Origin of the sequence: Helicobacter pylori, from assembly GCA_008032935.1 — a bacterium.
GTDB classification, from domain to species: Bacteria; Campylobacterota; Campylobacteria; order Campylobacterales; family Helicobacteraceae; genus Helicobacter; species Helicobacter pylori_CX.
In genome coordinates this window covers 1,151,169-1,176,355 of sequence record CP032039.1, presented here as the reverse complement: position 1 = coordinate 1,176,355, position 25,187 = coordinate 1,151,169, and the positions used below count along the sequence as shown (strand labels likewise).

Below are 25,187 nucleotides of genomic sequence, written 5' to 3'. Positions count from 1 at the left end.
TAATACAGAACTTTAACGCCACTATTTAAGGAATGAAAAATGTCAGAAATCAACACCTTCAAACTCATCAAAGAAAAATTGCAAGCCATACCCAACCTTCGCCTTAAAGGGAGTTGGTTTGAAAAAGTTTCTAGGCGTTTTTTAATAGAGCATGACAGTGCTAACGAATACGAGACTATTGAGCTTTGGAGCGATTGGGAATTAAGGGGGAATGAAGGCGATCGTGGGATTGATATGGTGATCACAACGACTTCAAAAGAATACATCGCCGTGCAATGCAAATTCCATCAAGACAGCGTCTCATTGAACGACCTTTCAACTTTTTTATCCAAATTGCAAAGCGGGGTAAAAGAGGTTGGGTTTAAAAAAGGGATCATCATCTCCACTTCTAATTTAACCTCAGCCGCTCTTAACGAAATTGAGCAAATCAGAAGAAGCAAAGGGATTGATATTGTTGAAATCACTGAAGAGGATTTTATCCATTCTCAGATTGATTGGGAAAAGTTTGATCCTATGCAAACTCAAGGCGAACTCCCCTTATGCGATAAGAAAAAGCCACGCCCTCACCAAATAGAAGCGATAAAAGCCACCAAAGAGTATTTTTCTGACCCTAAAAACACTAGAGGCAAGCTCATTATGGCATGCGGGACAGGCAAAACCTACACTTCTTTAAAAATCATGGAAGCTTTAAATCCCAAAATCACGCTTTTTTTAGCGCCAAGCATCGCTTTGCTTTCTCAAACTTTTAGAGAATACGCGCAAGAAAAAAGCGAGCCTTTTTACGCTTCTATCGTGTGCAGCGATGATAAAGTCGGGAAAGGTAAGAAAAATAAAAACGATGATGACACCGATGATATTAATTTTTCTGAGCTCCCCTTAAAGCCCTCCACTCGCCTTGAAGACATTTTAAGCGTTCATCAAAAAGCTCAAAAAGAAAACAAGCGCTTCATCATCTTTTCAACCTATCAAAGCGCGTTGCGTATCCAAGAAGCGCAAGAAGTGGGTTTGGGCAAAATTGATCTCATCATTTGCGATGAAGCCCACAGAACGGTAGGGGCTATGTATTCTAGTAATGAAAGGGATGATAAAAACGCTTTCACGCTTTGTCATAGCGATGAACATATCAAAGCGAAAAAACGCCTTTATATGACCGCCACGCCTAAAGTTTATAGCGAAAGCTCTAAAGCTAAAGCCAAAGAGAGCGATAATGCCATCTATTCTATGGACGATGCAGAGATTTTTGGCGAAGAAATCTATACGCTCAATTTTGAAAGAGCGATCGCTTCAGATCTTCTCACAGACTACAAAGTCATGATTTTAGCGGTGCGAAAAGAAAATTTAAGTGGCGTTACTAACAGCGTGAATAAAAAGATCAGTAAGCTTGAAGCCGAAGGCACTAAATTGGATAAAAAGCTCATCAATAACGAATTTGTTTGTAAGATTATCGGCACTCATAAAGGGTTAGCCAAGCAGGATTTAATCGCTTTAGATGATGAAAACAAAAAAGATTACGACTTGCAAAACAAAAACGACACCACTCCCTCTCAAAGAGCCATAAGCTTTTGTAAAAGCATTGACACGAGCAAGCGTATTAAAGAATCCTTTGAAACGATTATGGAATGCTACAATGAAGAATTGAAGAAAAAGAGTTTTAAAAACCTAACAATCAGCATCGATCACATTGATGGCACCATGAATTGTAAGGTTAGGCTTGAAAAATTAGAAGAACTCAATGAATTCAAACCTAACACTTGCAAGGTTTTAAGTAACGCTAGGTGTTTGAGCGAAGGGGTGGATGTCCCGGCATTAGATAGCATTGTCTTTTTTGATGGCAAAAGCGCTATGGTGGATATTATCCAAGCGGTGGGTAGGGTGATGCGAAAAGCCAAACACAAGAAAAGAGGCTATATCATTTTGCCTATCGCTTTAGAAGAGAGTGAAATTGAAAACCTGGATGAAGCCGTCAATAACACCAATTTCAAAAACATTTGGAAAGTGATAAAAGCCTTAAGAAGCCATGACCCAAGCCTGGTTGATGAAGCCACTTTTAGAGAAAAAATCAAAATCTTTGGAAGCGATGACAATGACAATGATGAAACAAATCAAAGCGATGAAGAGCCAAAAAAAGATAAAACAAAGCAAGATCCCAAACAAGCCCAAAAAACCCTTTTTGACGCTATCTTATTGCAAGATCTAGCAAACGCTGTGTATAATGTCATGCCCACTAAATTAGGGGACAGGAACTATTGGGAAAATTTCGCCAAAAAAACGGGCAATATCGCAAGAACCTTGAATCATCGCTTGAAAGATATTTTTGAAAAAAACCCTGAAATTTTCCACGGCTTTTTGGATTCCTTAAGAAGCAATATCCACCAAAGCATCAAAGAAGATGAAGCCTTAGACATGATCACCTCTCACATCATCACTAAGCCTATTTTTGATGCAATTTTTGGGGACAATATCAAAAACCCTATCTCTAAAGCGCTGGATAAAATGGTAGAAAAACTCTCCACTTTGGGATTACAAGGAGAAACTAAAGGTCTTAAAAACCTCTATGAAAGCGTGAAAACCGAAGCCACGCGTGCCAAAAGCCAAAAAAGCCAACAAGAACTCATTAAAAACCTCTACAACACTTTCTTTAAAGAAGCCTTTAGAAAGCAAAGCGAAAAACTAGGGATCGTTTATACGCCTATAGAGGTGGTGGATTTCATTTTAAGAGCCACTGACGGCATTTTGAAAAAGCATTTCAATACGGATTTTAACGATAAAAACATCACGATTTTTGATCCCTTCACCGGAACCGGGAGTTTTATCGCTCGTTTGCTTTCTAAAGAAAACGCGCTCATTAGCGACGAAGCCTTAAAAGAGAAGTTTTTAAACCATTTATTCGCTTTTGACATCGTGCTTTTGTCTTATTATATCGCTTTAATCAATATCACCCAAGCCGCGCAAAGTAGGGATGGCTCGTTAAAAAATTTCAAAAATATTGCGCTCACGGACAGCTTGGATTATTTGGAAGAAAAAAGCGCTAAGGGGGTATTTAAATTCTTTGAGGATTTGAAAGAAAACAAAGAAATCAAATCCACCATAGAAAAACAAAACATTAGAGTCATCATAGGCAACCCGCCTTATTCAGCCGGTGCTAAAAGCGAAAACGATAACAACCAAAACCTTTCACACCCTAAGCTTGAAAAAAGGGTTTATGAAAAATACGGCAAAAATTCCACCGCCAAAGTGGGGAAAACCACACGAGACACGCTCATTCAAAGCATCTATATGGCAAGCGAACTTCTTAAAGATAGGGGGGTGCTAGGCTTTGTGGTGAACGGGAGTTTTATTGACTCTAAAAGCGCGGACGGATTCAGAAAATGCGTGGCACAAGAATTTGCGCATCTTTATGTATTGAATTTGAGGGGGAATCAGCGCACTTCGGGAGAAGTGTCAAGAAAAGAGGGAGGGAAAATCTTTGATAGCGGATCCAGGGCGACGGTAGCGGTTATCTTTTTTGTGAAAGATAAGAGCGTTCCCAATAATACGATTTTTTACTATGAAGTGGAAGATTACTTGAAAAGAGAAGCCAAACTCAACTTACTCGCAAATTTTGAAAATTTGGAATCTGTGCCTTTTAAGGAAATCACCCCGAATAATAAAGGCGATTGGATCAACCAAAGGAATGAAGAATTTGAAAAACTCATCCCTTTAAAAAGAGACCCAAAACTCAAAATATTTGATACTATTTTTGATCTCAATTCTAATGGGGTGGTAAGCGGGCGTGATCCTTGGGTGTATAGTTTTTCTCCAAACGCTTTAATGCATTCGGTGCAAAAATGCATTGACACTTATAACGCTGATTTGAAGCGCTTTAATGCACATTTCAGGGAAGCTTTCAAACAACGCGCCAAAGGCGTCAAATCAGCCGATCTTTATAAGCAACTCAACAACCAAGAAATCACCACCGATAAAACGAAAATCGCTTGGACTGATGATTTGAAAAACAATCTCATTAAAAATAAAAATCTGCAAGAAAGCCATAAAGATCGCATGCGATTAGCCCTATATCGCCCTTTTAACAAACAATGGCTTTATTGGGATAAGGATTGGATACACAGACAATACCAATTGCCAAAAATTTTCCCGGACAAAAGCGCACGCAATGTGGTGATTAATACTGGTGTGGGAAATGGTAAGGATTTTAGCGTTCTTGTAAGCGATTGTATTTCTGATTTTAGTTTGATTTCACCCAATCAAACTTATCCCTTGTATTATTACGACGATCTGGGGAATCGCTATAACGCTATCAGCGGCTATGCGCTCAATCTCTTTAGGAGGCATTATAAAGATAATGCTATTACTGAAGAAGAGATTTTTTACTACATTTATGCGATTTTCCACCATAAAGGCTACTTGGAAAAATACAAAAATTCCCTCGCTAAAATTCCCTCGCTAAAGAAGCGCCGCGCGTCGCTTTGAGCGAGGATTTTAAAGAACTTTCTGTGCTTGGCAAAGAATTAGGAGAGTTGCATTTGAACTATGAGAATGGGGAAATGCACACAAGCGTTAAATACACCACACTAATGAACGCAGAACAAGAGGGTTATTATGATGTGGAAACAATGGCCAAAAAAGGGGATCGCATCCATTATAACGACCATATCGCTATCACTAAGATCCCACAAAAAGCCTTTGACTATGCACTGAATGGCAAAAGCGCGATTGACTGGGTGATCGAACGCTATAAAAAGACTAAGGATAAAGACAGCTTGATTGAAAACAACCCGAACGATTACGCCGGCGGCAAATATGTTTTTGAGCTCCTTTGTAGGGTCATCAAACTTTCTGAAAAAAGCGTGGATTTGATAGAAAAGATCAGCGAAAAGAGGTTTGAGTGAAAAACCAACAATACAAAGGGGTATAAGAGGGCGTGAAAACAAACGCTTTTTATACCCCACCTATCCTAAAATCCCCCCAAAAACAGAAAAATCACCCAAGCAAAACCGCTAAAACCCCTCAGAAAATTTAAAATTTTAAGTTTTAGGGGTGTTTTTCTTAAGAATTTAGGTTTTTTATAGATTATTATGTTATTATTATACGAAATGTAGACTTTTAGAAGGAAAAATGTTGTATGAAAAAGTTTGTAGTGTTTAAAACGCTCTGTTTATCGGTAGTGTTAGGTAATAATCTTTTGGCAGCAGAAGGCAGCACAGAAGTGCAAAAACAATTGGAAAAGCCAAAAGAGTATAAAGCAGTGAAAGGCGAGAAAAACGCTTGGTATTTGGGGATTAGCTATCAAGTCGGTCAGGCTTCGCAAAGCGTTAAAAACCCCCCTAAAAGCAGTGAATTTAACTATCCTAAGTTCCCTGTGGGTAAAACCGACTATCTAGCCGTTATGCAAGGCTTAGGGCTTACTGTGGGTTATAAGCAGTTTTTCGGGGAAAAGAGATGGTTTGGTGCGCGCTATTACGGCTTCATGGATTATGGGCATGCCGTGTTTGGAGCGAACGCTTTAACATCAGATAATGGTGGGGGGTGTGAGCTTCACCAACCATGTGCGACCAAAGTAGGGACAATGGGCAATCTGTCTGACATGTTCACTTATGGTGTGGGTATTGACACTTTGTATAATGTCATCAATAAAGAAGATGCGAGTTTTGGTTTCTTTTTTGGGGCTCAAATCGCGGGCAACTCTTGGGGTAATACGACAGGGGCCTTTTTGGAAACTAAAAGCCCTTATAAGCACACCTCTTATAGCCTTGATCCGGCGATTTTCCAGTTCCTTTTTAATTTAGGGATCCGCACCCATATTGGCCGGCATCAAGAATTTGACTTTGGCGTGAAGATTCCTACTATCAATGTTTATTATTTTAACCATGGGAATTTGAGCTTCACTTACCGCCGTCAATACAGCCTTTATGTGGGGTATCGTTACAATTTCTGATTTAAAACGCTTGTTTTTCTCTAATTGGATTTTCAATTAGAGTTTTCTTACATAGACCACCGCTTTCTTTTGAAACATTTTTGAAAGTTTTTTGAAAATTAGAATTAAAATCTTTTTGATCATGTTATGATAGTTCAAAAAATTAACAAGGATTAAGCATGTTATATTCCTCTAAAATCCAATCCCTTTCAGAATCCACAACGATCGCTATCAGCACGCTCGCTAAAGAATTGAAATCGCAAGGAAAAGATATTTTAAGTTTTTCAGCGGGCGAGCCTGATTTTGACACCCCACAAGCGATTAAAGATGCGGCTATAAAAGCCCTAAATGACGGCTTCACCAAATACACGCCGGTGGCTGGGATTCCAGAACTATTAAAAGCGATCGCTTTTAAATTGAAAAAAGAAAACAACTTGGATTATGAGCTGAGTGAAATTCTAGTGAGTAATGGCGCTAAGCAAAGCTTGTTCAATGCGATTCAAGCTTTAATAGGGGAGGGCGATGAGGTGATTATCCCTGTGCCTTTTTGGGTAACTTACCCTGAGCTTGTGAAATACAGCGGAGGGGTGAGTCAATTCATTCAAACCGATGAAAAAAGCCATTTTAAAATCACCCCCAAGCAGCTTAAAGACGCCTTAAGCCCCAAAACAAAAATGCTCATTCTCACCACCCCATCAAACCCTACCGGCATGCTTTATAGTAAGGCGGAATTAGAGGCTTTGGGCGAAGTTTTGAAAGAGACAAAAGTTTGGGTGCTTAGCGATGAAATTTATGAAAAGCTTGTCTATAAAGGGGAGTTTGTTTCTTGCGCGGCGGTGAGCGAAGAGATGAAAAAACGCACCATTACCATTAATGGCTTGAGCAAGTCAGTGGCGATGACAGGCTGGCGTATGGGCTATGCAGCGAGCAAGGATAAAAAATTAGTCAAATTGATGAACAACTTGCAAAGCCAATGCACTTCCAATATCAATTCTATCACGCAAATGGCTTCTATTGTGGCGCTTGAGGGGTTGGTGGATAAAGAAATTGAAACGATGCGTCAGGCTTTTGAGAAGCGCTGTGATTTAGCCCACGCAAAAATCAATGCGATTGAAGGGCTGAGTGCTTTAAAACCTGATGGGGCGTTTTATTTGTTTATTAATATTGGTAGTCTTTGTGGGGGGGATTCGATGCGATTTTGCCATGAGTTGTTAGAAAAAGAAGGCGTAGCGTTAGTGCCTGGAAAGGCTTTTGGATTGGAAGGTTATGTCCGTTTGTCTTTTGCATGCTCAGAAGAGCAGATTGAAAAGGGGATTGAACGCATCGCTCGCTTTGTCAAATCAAAGGGATAAAAAAATTGGTATTTAAAAAAGGGGGGACTTAATCTTGTTTGGAATTTTATATTATATTGTAGTTAGTGGCGTAGCGTGGTATAATGGCTTGATTTAAAAGTTTGAAAAGTGCAGTTTTCATAACTAAAAGAGATTTTTGAGAAAGGAATAAATAATATGACAATAAGATTTGATCACAACAATAATTCTGGAGAATGGCAAATGCTTTTTAACAAAATCAATAATCGCTCGCCTTTTGGGGTTATCACTTTCATTGGACCAATTCTATCGCATTTTAAAAACGCGATGAGAAGTGGCTACCTTTCTTCTGAACCAACAAAGCAAGATCAGATAAGATCTTTCTTAATAAATAAGCGTCATTTTATAGGGTTTGTTGAGATTATTATTGGACCTAGCGAAAGCTTGTTTTTTGTATATGAAAACGAGCCAAGCACGACATTCAAGACATTCAATTTAAAAAACTACTTGTTGGTGTTAGCCAAAATGCATTGTAATCCAACAGCGATTTGTTATTGCGAAAACAAGCAAGACTCGCAAAACACCGACACAAAAGAGATAAAATTCCTAAGAACAAGAACGCATTTTTTTGGGAAAGAATTCGGATCTACAAAAGTTAAAATTGGAATTTCAAACCCCAAGACTTTTTGGGATTCTCTTTTGGAGTTGAGGAATGAGTTTTATTCTTTTGTATTAGATGAGAATCCAATTGAAGATTATAAAGATTTTTTAATAAAAAATAAAAAAATAATAAATGATCGTATCTCCATAACATTGTATCCCCATAATGATTGTTTTGTAGACAATAAATATTCAAGTAGTGATTTTCGCATAAACTCAACTTTTGAAAAACACATGGAAGATATTAAGTCGCACTATAAGCGGTTTCGTGAGACATTTTTGCTTGACTATTCTGAAACCCTACCAAGTGAAACAATAAATAAACTAAAGGCACGAGTGATTGAAGAAAGAGATCAGCAAAAAGAAAAGAATGAGACATATAAGCAAAGCTCTGCACAAAACTTTAAGATCAATGAAATCGCTGAGAATTTAAAAAGTGGTAAGATAGTCGGTGAAAGAATTATCAGCAATGCTTTATCTTATGCAAGCAAGGAATATACAGGTTCTAGCTATTGTTTCATAGATCCTAAGGATTTAGAGACACAATTAGTGCAATATAAACAAGATCTATTAAACGATATTATCATTGAAATAAATCAAATTAAAATTGAATATAATTTGCTTGATGATGCATTCTATTTTATCTTCGATATTGACAATTCTCATCAATTAATTGTCAATGTGCCTAGAAAAAAGTTGAGAGATATGAGACTACCTAAGATGAGAACAAGAGAATCACACTCATATTTGAAAATTCAATCCATACTGAAATCTTGTGTCCGCAAAGGTTTTTATATTATACAAAATAAAACCATTGTTAATATTTTAACTCCCAAGAGTCTAGAGATGCAATTGTTACAAAAATTATCACAAAATAAAGCAGATCTATCGAATCATATTATTGAGGTTTTAAACTATCAATTATCGTTTCAACCACATCAACCGCTGAAAAAAATCATAGCCACGGTTCTTTAGCGCGTCATGTTAGAGAAGGCTATTTTATTCTTGACACACACTTGAAAGAATAAAGTTCAACCCTAAATGAAACACCCCCTAGAAGAATTAAAAGACCCTATAGAAAATCTTTTGCTATGGATTGGGCGCTTTTTGCGTTACAAATGCACAAGCCTGTCTAATTCCCAAGTGAAAGATCAAAACAAGGTTTTTGAATGTTTGAACGAATTCAATCATGCGTTCATCAGCTCAAGCCAATTGGAAAAAGTTTGTAAAAAAGCCCGTAATGTTGGATTACTAGGTATCAATACCTACGCACTGCCCCTACTCAAATTCTACGAATACGCTCAAAAGATTTCTTTAAGATCGCTCAAAAATATAGACGAAGTCATGTTGGCTGAATTTTTAAACATCTATACCGGAGGTTTGAGTTTAGCCACTAAGAAAAATTACAGAATCGCCCTGTTAGGGCTTTTTAGCTATATAGACAAGCAAAATCAAGATGAAAATGAAAAATCTTATATCTATAATATCACGCTTAAAAACATCAGTGGAGTCAATCAAAGCGCAGGCAACAAGCTCCCTACTCATTTAAACAATGAAGAATTAGAAAAATTTTTAGAGAGCATTGATAGAATAGAAATGTCCGCTAAAGTGCGCGCCAGAAACCGCTTGCTCATTAAAATCATCGTTTTTACAGGCATGCGTTCTAATGAAGCCTTGCAGCTTAAAATAAAGGATTTTACTTTAGAAAATGGCTGTTATACGATTTTGATTAAAGGTAAGGGCGATAAATACAGGGCGGTGATGCTCAAAGCTTTCCACATTGAGAGCCTTTTGAAAGAATGGCTCATAGAAAGGGAATTATATCCTGTTAAAAATGATTTATTGTTTTGCAACCAAAAAGGCATGGCTTTAACGCAAGCGTATTTGTATAAGCAAGTGGAGCGTATCATCAATTTTGCAGGACTCAGGCGGGAGAAAAATGGGGCGCACATGTTAAGGCATTCTTTTGCGACCTTGCTCTATCAAAAACGCCATGATTTGATTTTAGTTCAAGAAGCTCTAGGGCATGCGAGCTTGAATACGAGTAGGATTTACACGCATTTTGACAAAGAGCGTTTAGAAGAAGCGGCGAGCATTTGGGAAGAAAATTAAAAAACACCCCCTACTCCCTTAAAAAAATGATTTTTACCATAAAACGACTAAAACCCCATTTTTTAAGAAATTAAAGGGTTTTTAGCTTGCTGGTTTAAAATTTTGCTTTTCAAATTCTAACAGCCACTTTTTGACTTCTATGCCCCCATTATACCCTCCTAAAGCGCCATTTTTACGCACCACTCTATGACAAGGCACGATCAAAGAAATAGGGTTATTATGATTAGCGTTGCCAATCGCTCTGCAAGATTTAGGGTTATTAATAAGCTTTGCGATTTCATCATAACTTTTTGTCTTGCCATAAGGGATAGTCATTAACGCAGACCAAACTTGTTTTTGAAAAGAAGTCCCTATCAAATCCAAAGGCGTATTAAATTCAAAAAGTTGTCCCAAGAAATAACGCTCCAAGGCTTGAACGCTGAGTTTTAATGGGGTATTCATAGGGGTGTTATGAGAAAAATTGGCCGCATCAAAATCCAATCTTAATAAATGGCTCTCATTAGCACACAAATGCAAATACTCTAAAGGGAAACTCTTAGGGGTCTTAAAATAGTAGTGGTATAAAACCATCAATTAAAAAAAGAGTTTGTATAAAACAATCAATAGCGACAAACCATACACCCCCAAAATCAAAGCTTTATGCATTTTTTCATTCAAAAGCCCCATGATCCATTTAATCCCAATGCTCACGCCCATAACAGAGCCTAAGCCCACAATCGCCCCCGCTAAGAGCACTTCTTTATTGATGATGTGGTGATACATTAAAGAAAAAGCTCCTGAAATAGAAGAAAACAAGATGAAAAATAACCCCAACGCCACGCATTTTTTAGAATCATACCCTAAAAAATAATGCATCAAAGGCACCATGAGCATCCCCCCACCAATCCCTAAAGTGATAGCAAAAAACCCTGTGAGCGCGCCAATTAAAAATAATTTTAAACCTTGCAAATGATAGCGTCTAGTATCCGCTATAAAATCTTTTTTTTGGGTTTCAAAACAAATTGGATCATAGAATACACGACTAAAAGCGCGAAAATAACCATTAAAATTTTACTGGAAACGATTTTTAAAACAAATCCGCTAAAACTCGCTCCTATCAGCCCCCCTGCCCCTATCAACAAGCCTAAAGAAAAATCAAGCGATTTTTTTTTGAAATTCAAAACAGATCCCACGAACGATGAAAGCGCCATTTGCAAAATGGAAATCCCAATGGATTCTTCAAAAGAATGCCCAGTTGCGAGCATGATAGGGACAATGATCAACCCCCCACCAATGCCAAAAATCCCTGATAGAATGCCAGTAAAAAGCCCTATCGCTATGTATAACGCATAAATATCCATAAAAAACCCTTAAAAAAAGTAAAAACCCACTCTTAAAAGAAAATTAAAAACAACCCTATTTTAATCAAACACCAATAACCAAACCCTCCTAAACAACGCTTTTAAAAGTGGTGCCTTTACTGGTCTGTTTTGTTTTTGCAACACAAAGCATGCGAATCTTCATTGGGTTCGCTAAGAGAGAGATTTCTTAATTCATAAGCCAATTTGATAGACGCCATAGCGTCATCCAAGCCAAACCCCCCTTGAGCTAAAATCTGTTTGTAGCTTTCTATATACAGATTGTCAAAGCTCTGCGTGAGATTGACTTCTTCACCCTCTAGGATCATTTTATAATAAACCTTTTCTTTAGCCACTCCCATGTGTTCTGGATTGATGGAAAAAAACCATCTGATCTTAGCATGCTCTAAAAAGAGTATCCCGCACACGCAATCAGGCTCTTCTCTATTGATAACCTTGTCTTTAACGCCTCCAAACAAATACAATAAAGTGTCAAAGATATTCACTCCCATTTGAGTGGCTAGCCCCCCACTCCTATTCACATCCGCTCGCCATGAAGAAAAATACCATTTCCCTTGAACGCTGATATAAGTGAGCGTGATGTCAAACACCTTTTCAGGGTTTTTGTCTAATTCGCTCTTAATTTTTTCTTTCAAAGCCAGCGTGTCGCAATGCAAGCGCAAGGGCAAAAGACTGAACACCCTTTTTTGGTGTTTCACCTCTAAATCTTTCAATTCTTGTATTTCGCTAGGGTCTAAAACTAAGGGTTTTTCACAAATCACATGCATGCCGTTTCTTAACCCGAAACGGATGTGATCAAAATGCGTGTGCGTGGGCGTGCAAACACTCAAATAGTTGATTTCTTTACCCATAGCCTTAGACTGCTCTAAATGCTTTTCAAAATCTTCAATATTGGTAAAAAACTCTGATTGCGGGAAATACTCATCTAAAACCCCCACGCTATCATGAACATCAAAAGAGCAATCCAAAAAATGCCCTGTATCTCTAATCGCTTGCAAGTGCTTGGGAGCGATAACCCCCCCTGAACCAATCATCGCAAAAAGCATTCATCTTCCTTAAATCATTTTAAATCTCATTTTAAATCTCATTTTAGCAAAGATTAGCTTATTTAAGCTTATATTATTGGCAATTAAAACACTCCACCGAGCGATCCAACACGCTTTTTTCATCTATGCTAGGGCTTTCGCTGCGCAAATAATAAGTGGATTTGAGTCCCAATTTCCAAGCGAGCGTGTAGATGTCATGCAAGGTTTTACCGCTAGCGTTTTCTATGCGTAAAAACACGTTGATGCTTTGGCCTTGATCGATCCATTTTTGGCGCACGGCCGCTGCTTTAATCAAATCTTTAGCGTCAATATCATAGGCTGATGTGTAAAAATTCCAGGTTTCTACATTCAAATTAGGCACTACGACAGGAATTAGTCCGCTCAAATTTTCTTCAAACCATTTTTTCTTATAAATGGGTTCAATCGTTTGGGTTGTGCCTACTAAAATAGAAATGGAGCTTGTGGGAGCGATCGCCATTAAATAGCCATTACGCATGCCATTGACTTTGACTTTTTCCCTCAAACCTTGCCAATCGCAAGCATGATTAAAAAGCCCTTTTTCGGTGAGCTTCAAGGCTTCATTGTTAGCTTTATCAATAGGGAAAATCCCCTTACTCCATTCTGAATTTTCAAAATCCTTATAAACCCCTTTTTCTTTCGCTAGATTCGCGCTCGTGTCAATCGCATGGTAGCTGATTTGCTCCATTAAAGCGTCAATTTTTTCTAAATGCTCTTTAGACCCCCAAGCGATTTGGTGTTCTGCGAGCATTTGCGCTTCACCCATAACCCCTAACCCTATGGCCCTATTTTGCAAATTGGTGGCTTTGACTTTGCGGTTAGGGTAGAAATTCAAATCAATCACATTGTCTAAAAGCCTGACCATGATCGGCACGACCCTTTTAATGTCTTCTTCAGTGTTGATTTTGCTTAAATTGATGCTCGCTAGATTACACACCGCCGTTTGCCCGTCTTTAGCGACTTTAGTAGCGATATAGATTTTTTTGCCTTTAAGAATATCGGTGCTAGTGAGCTTGTTAGCGCATTTAGTGATATTACTATCTGTCGTTACCAACTCTTTTTCTTCAAAAAACTCTATCGCACCGTCGGTGTATTCTATTTGCATGTAGTAGTGGTTAGGCGCGGTATTTTGAAAAATCTCTGTGCATAAATTGCTGGATCGAATGATTCCTGCATGGGCGTTTGGATTGCACCGATTGGCGTTATCTTTAAAGGCCAAGAAAGGCAAGCCGGCTTCAAAATAATTCATTAAGATTTTTTTCCATAAATCTTTAGCGTTAATGTATTCTTTAATGATTTTAGGATCTTTTTCATACTCTAAATAGCGTTTTTCAAAATCCTGCCCATAAAGCTCAGTCAAATCCTTACACTCATAAGGGTCAAACAAAGTCCACATCGCGTCTTCTAAAACCCTTTTCAAAAACAAATCGCACACCCAAAGGGCCGGGAATAAATCATGCGCTCTTCGCCTTTCATCGCCGCTATTTTTCCTTAAATCAATGAACTCCATCACATCAATGTGCCAAATTTCCAAATACACCGCAATCGCGCCCTTTCGTGTGCCTAATTGATCAACCGCAATCGCCACATCGTTAGCGATTTTTAAAAACGGGATCGTGCCAGCGCTCGCATTTTTATGCCCATCAATATAACTCCCGATAGAGCGCACCAAAGAAAAATCCCAGCCAATCCCCCCGCCGTATTTGGACAACAGCGCCATTTCCTTGTAGCTGTCAAAAATCCCCTCAATATTATCCGGCGTGCTGCCAATATAGCATGAGCTTAATTGGTGCTTGGTGGTGCGCGCGTTCGCTAGAGTGGGGGTCGCGCACATCGCTTCAAACTTGCTTAAAACTTCATAAAATTCTAAAGCGATTTTGTTGGGTTCTTGTTCGTTTTGCGCTAAAAACATCGCAATGCTCATAAACATGTGTTGGGGCAATTCAATAGGGTGATTGTTAGCGTCTTTTAATAAATAGCGATCATACAAGGTTTTAATCCCTAAATAATTGAATTGGAAATCCCTTTCAGGCTTGATCTGGTTATTTAAAAACTCTAAATCAAATTTTTCCTTAAAGCCCTTAAGGATGCGGCCCTTTTCTTCAGCGTTTTCAAAATACTCTTTCAAATGCCTATACCCTGTAAAACCGCTTACTTTATGGTATAGATCATACAAAAAAAGCCTTGAGGCAACAAAGCTCCAATTAGGCGTGTCAATATCTATTTTATCCACAGCGGTTTTAATCAAAGTTTGTTGGATTTCTTCAGTAGTGATCTTGTCCCTGAATTGCAACCTCGCATCCACTTCCAGCTCACTTTGGCTCACGCCCTCTAAATTGTCCGTAGCGTCCTTAGTGTATTTTTGGATTTTGGTAATGTCCAAAGGCTCAATGCGCCCGTTTCGTTTAACCACCGTAATCAAAATTTTTCCTTAAATTTGAATTAAATCGTTTGTTTTTTAAATTTGTCATTGTATCAATAAAAAACTTAAGAAAAAGAAAAGTTCAAGTTGGATTTGTTCTATTAATGAGAATGAGTTTTAAAGTTTTTTAATTTTTTTATACCCCCTCCATTTAATGACATTTGGGTTAAATCACCACCCTAATTTAGCGCAAAGCTTAAGAAAATATTGAAACACCAAAATGACCAAACCCTCTACAAAGAAGTTGCTAGTATGCCCGCAATACGCCGAAATTTCATGCATAGCGATACCAAAAGGTATCGTTAAAAGCACCATATAGAAATCCCTTAGTCTTGCTCCTAACACAGCGTCATAAAACGCGCCAAAAAACCTAGCCTTAAAAATGGCTTTAAAAAACTTGGGGAATCCTTGCCAAGTTTCAATAATGAAATAACCTGACGACCTGCCTTTTGGGTTGAACAAGAGGTTAGACAACAAAGCCGCTATTAGAATCGTTAGCCACACATAGTAACTATCTTTAGGGTTGAAAATCGGATCACCAACATCTGAGCGATAAAGAGCTGTTCTAAAAACTATGGAGTAACAAATTATAGCAACTAAACCCATTGCCACATTGTATTCAGTATAACTCAAACGCTCTTTTGAGCCATTCAAGTTCTCTTTTGTAGTATCCATGTTATTTCCTTCCCCCCCATCACCTTGGCTCATTTAAGATCACCAAGCATGCCCAAAACTATAGCCGTAATCATAAAAATCACGGATAGGTTCTCTTGGGGTTTGTGGCTCTTTGTTTTGTGGCTCTCTAGTTTGTGGCTCTCTATCAACGCCACGGATGTAATCTTCTACTCTATCGCCTATTTCAGACCCAATATATCCTCCTGCTGTGCCACCAACAAATTTCCCTAATCCAATACCCACTGGACCTCCAGGAACCCCAATTGCTCCTCCAATTTTATCACCAACAAAACCCCCAACACCACCCCCTATAAGTTTGCCTAATTCACCCCTTGCCTCTATTTTAGGACTAGCTATAGCCGCATTAGCCATTGCACCGCATAAAACCACTACACAACTAAATGCTTTTAATCCACTCATAACAAATCCTTTCATAAATTGAGATTCAAAAATTGAGACTCAAGGCATGTTTGGCACACCTTGATGAGAATATTTATACCACAATCGCATTCAAAGTATTGTTACAGATTAGTAAAATATCACAAAAAGATTAATAAGTGTTTTGTTTCTACACAAATTACAGAATTAAGGTAAATGATTATAATATTTTAGGATTTTTCATTATTTAAACAAATTAAGGTTTCTTAAAAAACTTAAAATACCCGTTTTCAATGTTGGTTTGAGGGGTGCGTGAAAGGCTCAACGAACCGCTAGGAATGTCTTTAGTGATGGTGGTGCCGCTGCCGATTAAGACATTAGAGCCGATATTTATGGGGGCGACTAGCTGGCTATCGCTCCCTATAAAGACATTTTCACCGATGATCGTTTGGTGTTTCTTTTTACCATCGTAATTGCAAGTGATCACGCCAGCCCCTACATTTGTGTTTTTCCCTATTTCACAATCCCCTAAATAGCTCAAATGCCCCGCTTTAGTGCCTTGAAGTTTGGCGTTTTTAGTCTCTACAAAATTCCCCACATGGCTGTTACAAATCACGCTTTTAGGGCGTGCATGGGCAAACGGCCCCACGCTGCTATTAATGATTTGGCTCTCTTCTATCACGCTATAAGCTTTAATGCGCGCGTTTTCTATCAAGCAATTCCCAATCAAACGCACCCCTTGCTCTAAAACGCACTCCCCCTTAAAACTCACGCCTTTTTCTAAATAAATACTACCAGGCAATTGCATCACTACCCCCAAGTCCATGGCGTTTTTTCGCAGTCTTTCTAGCATGATTTCTTCAGCTTTCGCCCTTTCTGTTTGGCTATTCACCCCTAAAAAACACTCTTCTTCTAAGAAAATAGCGTCAATTGTTTCGTTTTCATTGATTCCTAGAGCAATTAAATCCGTGAGGTAGTATTCTTTTTGGGCGTTTTGGTCATTAAGCTTGGGCAAGTATCTTTCTAAAAACTTTCTTTCAAAAAAATACACGCCAGCGTTCACGCTTTTAATGGTTTTTTCTTCATCATTAGCGTCCTTTTCTTCTACAATCTTTTTAACCTGATGGTTTTCTAAAACAACGCGCCCATAACCTTTAGGGTCAGCTAAATGGAGTAAACCTATAGCGTTATTCTGGCTTTCTAATAAGGGGGTGAGGGTGCCTTTAGTGATTAAGGGCATGTCCGCATTCAAAATCAAAACCCGCTCATGTTGAGTAAAAATAGGCGTTTTATCTTCTTGCATGATAGCCCCACCTGTCCCTGAATATTTTTCCACGATTTGAGTGTGAAAGATGACGCCCTTAAAACGCTTCAATACCGCTTCTTTAATGCGTTCTTGTTGGTGGTGTAAGATAAGATGCACATCATTACTGATTGAAAAAGCCACTTCTAAAATGTAAAACAGCATAGGCTCTCCGCAAAGGGTGTGCAAAGTTTTAGGCAGGCTAGAATGCATGCGAGTGCCTTTGCCAGCGGCTAATATGATTACAGAAAGCATTAAAATCCTTTTTTTAGGGAATTTTAACATGCCTTATCTTATAATTTGACTTCGTTTCATCAAAGATTTAAGGCTAGAATTTTGCGTTTTTTCATTTTTTTAATCCTCATTTGCCCTTTAATATGCCCTTTAATGAGCGCTGATAGCGCTTTGCCTAGCGTCAATCTCTCTTTAAACGCTCCTAATGATCCTAAACAACTCGTAACCACCCTTAATGTCATCGCCCTGCTCACGCTTTTAGTTTTAGCCCCATCATTGATTTTAGTGATGACGAGTTTCACCCGTTTGATCGTGGTGTTTTCTTTTTTAAGGACTGCTTTAGGCACGCAACAAACCCCACCCACTCAAATTTTAGTTTCGCTCTCTTTGATATTGACTTTTTTTATCATGGAACCTAGCTTGAAAAAGGCTTATGATACAGGGATTAAGCCTTATATGGATAAAAAGATTTCTTACACCGAAGCGTTTGAAAAAAGCGCTCTGCCTTTCAAGGAATTCATGCTTAAAAACACACGAGAAAAGGATCTAGCGCTTTTTTTTAGGATTAGGAATTTGCCTAACCCTAAAACCCCTGATGAGGTGAGCTTGAGCGTTTTAATCCCGGCATTTATGATAAGCGAGTTGAAAACAGCGTTTCAAATCGGCTTTTTACTCTACTTGCCTTTTTTGGTGATTGATATGGTTATTAGCTCTATTTTAATGGCGATGGGCATGATGATGCTCCCGCCTGTAATGATTTCTTTACCTTTTAAAATTTTAGTGTTTATTTTAGTAGATGGGTTTAATTTATTGACCGAAAATTTAGTGGCGAGTTTTAAAATGGTTTAATATCAAACATTCAAGCTATAAAAGCTTGAAATTAATTTAAAACTCATAATTCAAATACGCTGTAATGGATCTCCCTGGCGCGGGCTCTCTTCCTGTAGGGCTTGTGCCAATTCCCCTAAAATAATATTTCATGTTAAAAAGGTTATTGATTTGCAAACTCCCAGTGATTTTATGCCTACCGCTTTGCCATAAGACTGAGCTTACTTGAACGTTCAACACAAAATACAAGGGCAATAACCCCACTGAATTACAACCATACTCTAGCCCCCCTGTGTATTCTGGGTTTAGGGGCAAGCACACGGTTTGATCTTTGGCCTGATTGAGCATAGAACTATAAGCGCGGCTATAAAAATAACTGCTGATTCCAAAAGTCGTGTGCTTGTAAGTATACATCATGTCAAATATGAATTGGTTAGGACTCACATAGGGCAAACGCTTCCCTTTAATGTCAAAGGGTTTATTGACAATGCCTGTAAAATAATAAGCAATATCATCAGCGTTAGAAGTGATGCGTGCATCAATGTAAGTGTAAGCCACATGGAATTGCAAACCCCTAATCGGCGCGTAATACAATTCCAATTCCACCCCTTGGCTCCTAGCATTCACAGGCTGTGGACTATAGCCTCCCGCATAGTAACGATTGGCAAAAATCACAAAATAATTGGTATTAAAGCTCAATAGATTTTTATAACTATAGCGTTGCCCCACTTCAATTTCATTAAAAATTTGGTTGTAATTAGTCCTAGTAATGCCTACCATTGTGTGTTGTGGGGGGATAAAACTGCGGCGGTAGTTCGCATACCATATCCAATTTTCCATAGGTTTATAGCCAATGTTAAGGGCGGGACTCCATTCGTTTTGACGCTGTTTTTTACTGGTCCATACGGAAAAATCGTTCTTTTCTGGCTCTTTGTTGTTGTAGTTTAAAAAGGTGTATCTAAGCCCTGGAGTTATCACCAATTTAGAATCAAAAAGCTCTATTTTATCGCTCAACCATACCGCTGTATAGTTGTTAAACATTTCTTGATTGTTACTAGGCTTTTTAGAAAGAACATATGGGGGCATATGGCACACCCCATCAATAATATCTGATTTTTCGCACGTGCTTTGATCGGATCTAATGAACATGTCCATCGTCATAAAACGCATGCCCACATTAAAAGTTTGCTTAACTTTATTGGTATTGACGACTAAGTTCAAATTAGGCTCAAAAGCGTTCATCACATAACGCCTTAAATGATCAAAAATAAAAAATCCTGGATAATTTTGATCGGTATAAACAGGGCCTAATTTAGGATTGGTATTGACATTTAAATAGTTAGAATCAAATTTAAAATCTCTTGACATGTCATGCCCATAGTAACTGAAAGTGAAATCCCCACCTACCCTATCCGTGTCCCCAAAAAAGTTTTGATACACAGCTCCCCATCGCTTCGCTCTCCCGCTTTTATCGTTATTAGGGCGGTTATTTTGAAAACGATTTTCATTATAGGCAGCTATACCTAGAGACCCAGGGTCTGTTAAAAAATAGCTGTAATATTGAAAAAAAGCGGTGATCTTGTTGCTATCATTGATTTGATACAACGAATCTAGCAAGTAGTTTTGAATGTTGGTAGGGCTGTTGTATCTAAACCCTTGCCCTTTGAGCCAATTGACTTGAGCTTGGATTCCAAAATGCTTATTCATCATACCCCCCGTTCTTAAATAGGTGTTAAAAAGCATGTTATTAACTAAGCTTTTATCAATGTTTTTAGAATTTTGATTGAAAAACCCCCCATTTTCAGATTTGCCCCAAAAAGTGGTCCTCTCGCTCACCTGACTTTCCCACTTGGTAGGAATGCCTTTGGTGATAATGTTGATCACACCGCCAAAAGCGTTAGGGCCATAACGCACGCTCTCCCCACCTTTAGTTACACTGATTCTATCCACAGATTGAAAGGTTACAGGAAAAATAACCGTGCCAATTTCAACATAGGGCGCGACATAAATAGGGATCCCATTGACTAGAATCATTCCCGTATTAGAGTGCCCTGGGCCTCCCGCACCAAACCCCCTAATGGAAATACTAGGCACAGCTCCAATACCGGTAGAGTTTCTAATATGCACGCCCGGCACATTTTGCAAAGCTTCTTCAATGCTTTGATTCGCGCTTTTAGTGAGTTGTTTGTTAGAAATCACCGTGCGAGAACCCATATAGTTTCTAACTTCCTTACTCCTCCAGCTTAAAGGCGCTTCTTTATCGTTAGCCACCCCTGAAGCTTCCACCCTTTCCAAATTATGAGTTTTGACAGCATGCGCGCTATGACTCAAAACAGCCAAAGAGACTAAAATTCTTTTCATTTACCACCTTTTATGAAAAATGTTCTTTTTTACAACAAGGTGAAATTTATAATAACCATTATTAGTTTTAGCTTAAATTTTTAAAAAATTATTATTTAGATAATAATATTAATGACTTTTTTATCAAAAATACCGATTAATGCGAATGTTTATAGAAAAGATTAGGATATAAAGAAAAATAAAAATTTTTTAATATTTATAATGGGGTGAATTTTAAACAAATAAAGGGTTTTTAAACCCTTTATGGTTAGCCTTTAAACCAAAATTTGAGTCGCATAAAAAGCTACCAAGGAAAACGCATACGCTACAACGGTTGTGAAGATGAACAAATACGCCACAAACTTTATCCCCCCAGCTTCCCTACCAAAAGTAATGGTCGCTGCAAAACAAGGGATATAAAACATCACAAACACGATAAAAGCGATCCCGCTAGGCACGCTCACTTCTTTTCTTAAAATCTTTCTAAAAGCGTCAGATTTTTCATCTTGATCCCCTAAAGAAAACAACACCACCAAAGTAGAAACCACCACCTCTTTAGCCATAAATCCGGTTACAAGCGAAACGCTCAAACGCCAATCAAAATCCATAGGGCTAAAGACTTTTTCCAAATACGCCCCGCCTCTTCCTACAACGCTATTTTTTAAATTCTTTTGATCCAATTTGGTTTTTAATTCTTTTAATTTTTCTTCTTTAGCTTCGCTTGAAAGGGTGGTGTCTTTACCCACTAACAAGCTTTCTTGTTTATAAGTTTTCATAGCCGCATCGCTTTTAGGGTATTGAGACATAAACCAGATTAAAATCGCTCCCACTAAAATATAAGTCCCAGCCTTTTTAAGGTAAGAAAGCGATTTGGTATAGATACTGAAATAGACCATTCTCCAACTGGGAAAGCGGTATTTGGGCATTTCCATGATAAAGGATTCAGTCTGCCCTTTAAACACGCTTAATTTGAGTAATTTGGCCATCACTAACGCCACAACCGCCCCCAAAATATAAATACAAAACAGCACAAACCCCGCGCTTGAAGAAGGGAAAAACGAGCCTACAAACAGCACATAAATAGGGAGTCTTGCCGAGCAACTCATAAACCCGATTACAAAAAGCGTGATCAATCGTTCGTTATAGTTTTGTAAGGTTCTTGTCGCCATGTAAGCGGGCACAGAGCAGCCAAAACCGGTGATTAAAGGGATAAAACTCTTCCCATGCAAGCCAAATTTATGCAAGATCCCATCTAGTAAAAACGCTACCCTACTCATATAGCCTGTCGTTTCTAGTAAGGAAATCCCAAAATACAACACCACAATTAAAGGCAAGAATGAAACCGTCGCTCCCACTCCCCCAATAATGCCATCGCCCACCAAAGACGCTAAATCTTCATTAGCCACATTTTCTTTAACGCTATCGCTCAAAAATTTAAACCCTGCTTCAAGCGCTTTTTGCACTCCCCCTCCTATTAAAAAGCTCAAGGAAAAAATGATAAACATAAACCCTAAAAAAATGAAAATCCCATAACGAGGGTGCATTAAAATCTTATCAATCTTATAAGTGTGTTCAAAACTCGCGTTTTGTTGGTTTTCACTGATCACTAATTGAGCGATTCTTTGAGCGCTCTGGCTGTATTTTAGAGACTCCTTAAAGCTTTGAGACGGGACTTTTATGCTTTCATTATTTGTAGTGTTTTGAGAATAAAGCCTGACAATTTCATCTAATAAAAGCTCGGTATTCAAGCGATCTTCTTTGGATCTTGCGCTTGTTGGCACGCACACAACCCCTAATTCTTTAGAAAGCTTTCCTGTATTGATTTTAATGCCTTCTTTTTGCGCCTCATCCCACATGTTGAGCGCAAGAAGCATTTTTTTATTCGTGTCTAATAGCTGCATGCTTAAGGCTAAATTACGCTCTAAATTGGTGGAATCCACCACATTGAGAATGAGATCGTATTGCCCTTTTTCTAAAAAATCTTTAGTAACCTTTTCTTCAGTGGTGAAATCATTGAGCGCGTAAGTGCCCGGTAAATCAATGATAGTGATTTGATGCTCTTTATGGATCAAGCCCACTTCCATTTTATCCACGGTAACCCCGGCAAAATTCCCCACTTTCAAATGGGCGTTGCTCAAAGCGTTGATGAGGGAGGATTTCCCCACATTAGGCTGGCCCACAAGGGCGATAGTGATTTCTTTCATTGGGTTTGAATGCTCCGCATTAAAGTTTTTTAATTTTTGGTTATATCGTTTTTAAAAGTTAGCACTATAGCGCTATAAGACTAATTGTTATATAATAAAAGCGAGACAAGAATGTCAAAATGTGAAAGGAGCGTGTGATGTTGTGCGTGTTTGATATAGAAACCATTCCTAGCGTGAGCTTGTGTAAAGAGCATTTTCAATTAGAAGAAAATGATGCGCTAAAAATCTGTGAATGGAGTTTTGAAAAGCAAAAAGAAAAAAGCGGGAGCGAATTTTTGCCCCTTTATTTGCATGAAATTATCTCTATTGCAGCAGTCATTGGCGATGATTACGGGCAATTTATCAAAGTGGGGAATTTTGGTCAAAAACACGAAAATAAAGAGGGTTTTACAAGCGAAAAAGAGCTTTTAGAAGATTTTTTTAGATACTTTAACGAAAAGCAACCGCGCCTAATAAGCTTCAATGGCAGAGGTTTTGATATGCCCCTACTCACGCTCAAAGCCCTTAAATACAATTTAACCTTAGACGCTTTTTACAGCCAAGAAAACAAATGGGAAAATTACCGCGCGCGTTATAGCGAGCAGTTTCATTTGGATTTAATGGATAGCTTGAGCCATTATGGATCCGTTAGGGGGTTGAATTTGAATGGCATTTGCTCTATGACAAATATTCCTGGTAAATTTGATGTGAGCGGGGATTTAGTGCATGCGATTTATTACAACCCACATTTAAGCCAAAAGGAGAAAAAAGAGATTATTGATAGCTATTGCCAAAGCGATGTGCTTAACACTTACTGGCTTTTTTTAAAATACGAAGTGCTGAAAGGGGCTTTAAATAAGGAGCAATACCTTGGGCTATTGAATGATTTTTTAGCCAAATTCCCTAAGGAAAAATCCTATTCAAGCGTTTTTATTAACGCTTTAGAGAAAGAGATTAGGGAGTTTATTTAAAATTCTATAAATTTAATAAAATAAAAAATGTGTTTTTAAGATTAGCTATATACTTTATTTGAGATGTTTCAATCCCTTTTTATATAATTTTTATTAGTCTCTTGCTAATGGCTTGAATAACAGGTACACACACGCTATTGCCTAATAAATCCATGCTTTCTTTGTAGGATGTATTTAGGTTATAATTTTTAGGAAAACCAAACAATCTTAATCCTTCTTGAATGCTCAAACGCCGTAATCCTACCTTTTTGTTTTTAAAATCTATTACTCCCATTTTATGCATATCGCTCGCTACTAAGGTTGGAGTAGGCTCATTAGGGTGCAAGATTTTAGAAAATTCAAAAGAAAGTTTTCCACCACTAAGAGCAAAACCAAATTCGTTATTTTTAGGATTTTTAAATTTTTTTAAATAGCCTTTAACGACTAAATCATCTAACAAATTGATTAAATCTACATGGTTAAAAAAATCCTGAATACTTTTCAAATTAAGAGGTACACCATCTTTCTTGGGTGTTCCCCAAAGTATGGCATATTTAGATTTGCGTCTTTCTTTTAAAAAGAGATTAAGAAAGTCTTTTTGAGTTTGATTAACCGCTCCTCTCAGCTCTAAATCCCATGAATGGATATTGTTGCTAGCCCCTCTTTTATCTTTAATAGCCTTACCATAAAGTTCATCTGGAGTAAATTGAGACAAAATTTTTTTTGTGAAAGGGGTATTTAAAAGTTCCAAGTGGTGTTCTTGAACATCTTTAAAAACACATTTTGTAGTAGGAAAATTATTCAAATCAATAGGACAAGATAAACTACCTACAATATAAAGGCGTTCTCTATTTTGTGCAACCCCAAAATCTTTGGCATTCAAAAGTTTATAATTGACAAAATAACCACATTCTTTTAAATGGCTTAACATAATGGAAAAAGTTTTTCCTTTGTCATGCGTAAGAAGTCCAGGAACATTCTCTAGCAAAAATCCTTTAGGTTTTTTAGCTAATAAAAACCGCATGATTTCAAAAAATAAAGTTCCTCTAGTATCGTCTAGTCCTCGTCGTTTCCCAGCACTAGAAAAAGGTTGACAAGGAAAACCCGCTAATAAAATATCAAAATTAGGAATAGCATTTGTATCAATTTGTGTAACATCACCTTGTGGCGTTTCTTTAAAATGATTTATATAAGCTTGTAAGGCACTTTTTTTAATTTCAGAGCTTAAAACACATTGTGATTTTAACCCTATGCTAGATAGAGCTTGTTCAAGTCCCAAACGCAATCCACCAAGACCTGAAAATAAATCTACAAAACGCACAATTTGATTTTTATAATCTGTGAAATAGGGCTTAAAATTATTGGGTTTCAACAATGGTGCAAAAAGGTCTTGTTCTACTATCATGGAGTTATTATAATTGTTTTTGGCTATAATTTGGCTTATTAGCAATAATAA

General features: G+C 37.9%; 15 protein-coding genes and 4 pseudogenes. 9 read left to right on the top strand and 10 right to left on the bottom strand.

Annotated features, from left to right (window positions below):
• The first annotated feature begins 39 nt into the window (after positions 1-39).
• The 6 genes and pseudogenes from D2C78_05870 to D2C78_05845 all read left to right on the top strand — a co-directional run bounded on the left by D2C78_05870 (position 40) and on the right by D2C78_05845 (position 9,996).
• Positions 40-4,889, top strand: a pseudogene (locus tag D2C78_05870) (restriction endonuclease).
• Positions 4,882-5,069 (top strand): annotated as a pseudogene (locus D2C78_05865) (hypothetical protein). The pseudogenes D2C78_05870 and D2C78_05865 overlap by 8 nt, the downstream one beginning before the upstream one ends.
• Positions 5,070-5,122: 53 nt before the next feature.
• Positions 5,123-5,935 (top strand): outer membrane protein, encoded by an 813-nt coding sequence (locus D2C78_05860; protein ID QEF35437.1) that lies wholly within the window; start codon positions 5,123-5,125, stop codon positions 5,933-5,935.
• 158 nt (positions 5,936-6,093) lie between these two features.
• Positions 6,094-7,266, top strand: coding sequence for a pyridoxal phosphate-dependent aminotransferase (locus D2C78_05855; GenBank protein ID QEF35436.1), 1,173 nt, complete (start codon positions 6,094-6,096; stop codon positions 7,264-7,266).
• Between the two features lie 156 nt (positions 7,267-7,422).
• Positions 7,423-8,912 (top strand): annotated as a pseudogene (locus D2C78_05850) (hypothetical protein).
• Between the two features lie 13 nt (positions 8,913-8,925).
• Positions 8,926-9,996 carry an integrase gene (locus D2C78_05845; GenBank protein QEF35435.1) on the top strand — a complete coding sequence of 357 codons (1,071 nt, stop codon included), beginning with the start codon at positions 8,926-8,928 and terminating at the stop codon, positions 9,994-9,996.
• 81 nt (positions 9,997-10,077) lie between these two features.
• On the opposite strand, the gene D2C78_05840 is transcribed toward D2C78_05845, so the two are convergent.
• The 7 genes and pseudogenes from D2C78_05840 to glmU all read right to left on the bottom strand — a co-directional run bounded on the left by D2C78_05840 (position 10,078) and on the right by glmU (position 17,451).
• On the bottom strand, positions 10,078-10,566 hold the full coding sequence (locus D2C78_05840; GenBank protein QEF35826.1) for a methylated-DNA--[protein]-cysteine S-methyltransferase: 489 nt from the start codon (positions 10,564-10,566) through the stop codon (positions 10,078-10,080).
• Between the two features lie 3 nt (positions 10,567-10,569).
• Positions 10,570-11,336, bottom strand: a pseudogene (locus tag D2C78_05835) (sulfite exporter TauE/SafE family protein).
• 116 nt (positions 11,337-11,452) lie between these two features.
• Positions 11,453-12,400 carry a gfo/Idh/MocA family oxidoreductase gene (locus tag D2C78_05830; protein ID QEF35434.1) on the bottom strand — a complete coding sequence of 316 codons (948 nt, stop codon included), beginning with the start codon at positions 12,398-12,400 and terminating at the stop codon, positions 11,453-11,455.
• Between the two features lie 73 nt (positions 12,401-12,473).
• A complete protein-coding gene (locus tag D2C78_05825; protein ID QEF35433.1) occupies positions 12,474-14,840 on the bottom strand; it encodes a ribonucleoside-diphosphate reductase subunit alpha in 2,367 nt (788 codons plus the stop codon).
• Positions 14,841-15,011: 171 nt separating this feature from the next.
• Positions 15,012-15,515, bottom strand: coding sequence for a hypothetical protein (locus tag D2C78_05820; GenBank protein ID QEF35432.1), 504 nt, complete (start codon positions 15,513-15,515; stop codon positions 15,012-15,014).
• A 39-nt stretch (positions 15,516-15,554) separates the two neighbouring features.
• Complete coding sequence (locus tag D2C78_05815) at positions 15,555-15,935, bottom strand: pantothenate kinase (protein QEF35431.1); 381 nt, start codon at positions 15,933-15,935, stop codon at positions 15,555-15,557.
• Positions 15,936-16,149: 214 nt separating this feature from the next.
• A complete protein-coding gene (gene glmU / locus D2C78_05810) occupies positions 16,150-17,451 on the bottom strand; it encodes a bifunctional UDP-N-acetylglucosamine diphosphorylase/glucosamine-1-phosphate N-acetyltransferase GlmU (protein ID QEF35430.1) in 1,302 nt (433 codons plus the stop codon).
• Here glmU and D2C78_05805 point away from each other — a divergent pair.
• The gene (locus tag D2C78_05805) at positions 17,408-17,500 is read left to right on the top strand and encodes a flagellar biosynthesis protein flip (GenBank protein QEF35429.1); all 93 of its coding nucleotides are present in this window, start codon (positions 17,408-17,410) and stop codon (positions 17,498-17,500) included. The two genes, glmU and D2C78_05805, sit on opposite strands and share 44 nt — an antisense overlap.
• A gap of 32 nt (positions 17,501-17,532) precedes the next feature.
• On the top strand, positions 17,533-18,279 hold the full coding sequence (gene fliP, locus D2C78_05800) for a flagellar biosynthetic protein FliP (GenBank protein QEF35428.1): 747 nt from the start codon (positions 17,533-17,535) through the stop codon (positions 18,277-18,279).
• Between the two features lie 36 nt (positions 18,280-18,315).
• On the opposite strand, the gene D2C78_05795 is transcribed toward fliP, so the two are convergent.
• Together D2C78_05795 and feoB are read right to left on the bottom strand one after the other, a co-directional pair.
• Positions 18,316-20,619 carry a ligand-gated channel gene (locus D2C78_05795; GenBank protein ID QEF35427.1) on the bottom strand — a complete coding sequence of 768 codons (2,304 nt, stop codon included), beginning with the start codon at positions 20,617-20,619 and terminating at the stop codon, positions 18,316-18,318.
• A gap of 254 nt (positions 20,620-20,873) precedes the next feature.
• Positions 20,874-22,802 carry a ferrous iron transport protein B gene (gene feoB / locus D2C78_05790; protein QEF35426.1) on the bottom strand — a complete coding sequence of 643 codons (1,929 nt, stop codon included), beginning with the start codon at positions 22,800-22,802 and terminating at the stop codon, positions 20,874-20,876.
• A 137-nt stretch (positions 22,803-22,939) separates the two neighbouring features.
• Between feoB and D2C78_05785 the strand changes: the two genes are divergently transcribed.
• A complete protein-coding gene (locus D2C78_05785; protein ID QEF35425.1) occupies positions 22,940-23,752 on the top strand; it encodes a 3'-5' exonuclease in 813 nt (270 codons plus the stop codon).
• Between the two features lie 79 nt (positions 23,753-23,831).
• Here the strand turns inward: D2C78_05785 and dcm are convergent, their stop codons facing one another.
• Positions 23,832-25,136, bottom strand: a complete 1,305-nt coding sequence (gene dcm / locus D2C78_05780; protein QEF35424.1) for a DNA (cytosine-5-)-methyltransferase — start codon at positions 25,134-25,136, stop codon at positions 23,832-23,834.
• Between the last annotated feature and the right edge of the window lie 51 nt (positions 25,137-25,187).

Excerpts from the sequence above, each read along its gene's own strand:
- D2C78_05860 (QEF35437.1), top strand. The coding sequence starts at position 5,123 with ATGAAAAAGTTTGTAGTGTTTAAAACGCTCTGTTTATCGGTAGTGTTA.
- D2C78_05855 (QEF35436.1), top strand. The coding sequence starts at position 6,094 with ATGTTATATTCCTCTAAAATCCAATCCCTTTCAGAATCCACAACGATC.
- D2C78_05845 (QEF35435.1), top strand. The coding sequence starts at position 8,926 with ATGAAACACCCCCTAGAAGAATTAAAAGACCCTATAGAAAATCTTTTG.
- D2C78_05840 (QEF35826.1), bottom strand. The coding sequence starts at position 10,566 with ATGGTTTTATACCACTACTATTTTAAGACCCCTAAGAGTTTCCCTTTA.
- D2C78_05830 (QEF35434.1), bottom strand. The coding sequence starts at position 12,400 with ATGCTTTTTGCGATGATTGGTTCAGGGGGGGTTATCGCTCCCAAGCAC.
- D2C78_05820 (QEF35432.1), bottom strand. The coding sequence starts at position 15,515 with ATGGATACTACAAAAGAGAACTTGAATGGCTCAAAAGAGCGTTTGAGT.
- D2C78_05815 (QEF35431.1), bottom strand. The coding sequence starts at position 15,935 with ATGAGTGGATTAAAAGCATTTAGTTGTGTAGTGGTTTTATGCGGTGCA.
- D2C78_05805 (QEF35429.1), top strand. The coding sequence starts at position 17,408 with ATGCGAGTGCCTTTGCCAGCGGCTAATATGATTACAGAAAGCATTAAA.
- glmU (QEF35430.1), bottom strand. The coding sequence starts at position 17,451 with ATGCTTTCTGTAATCATATTAGCCGCTGGCAAAGGCACTCGCATGCAT.
- D2C78_05795 (QEF35427.1), bottom strand. The coding sequence starts at position 20,619 with ATGAAAAGAATTTTAGTCTCTTTGGCTGTTTTGAGTCATAGCGCGCAT.
- feoB (QEF35426.1), bottom strand. The coding sequence starts at position 22,802 with ATGAAAGAAATCACTATCGCCCTTGTGGGCCAGCCTAATGTGGGGAAA.
- D2C78_05785 (QEF35425.1), top strand. The coding sequence starts at position 22,940 with ATGTTGTGCGTGTTTGATATAGAAACCATTCCTAGCGTGAGCTTGTGT.
- dcm (QEF35424.1), bottom strand. The coding sequence starts at position 25,136 with ATGATAGTAGAACAAGACCTTTTTGCACCATTGTTGAAACCCAATAAT.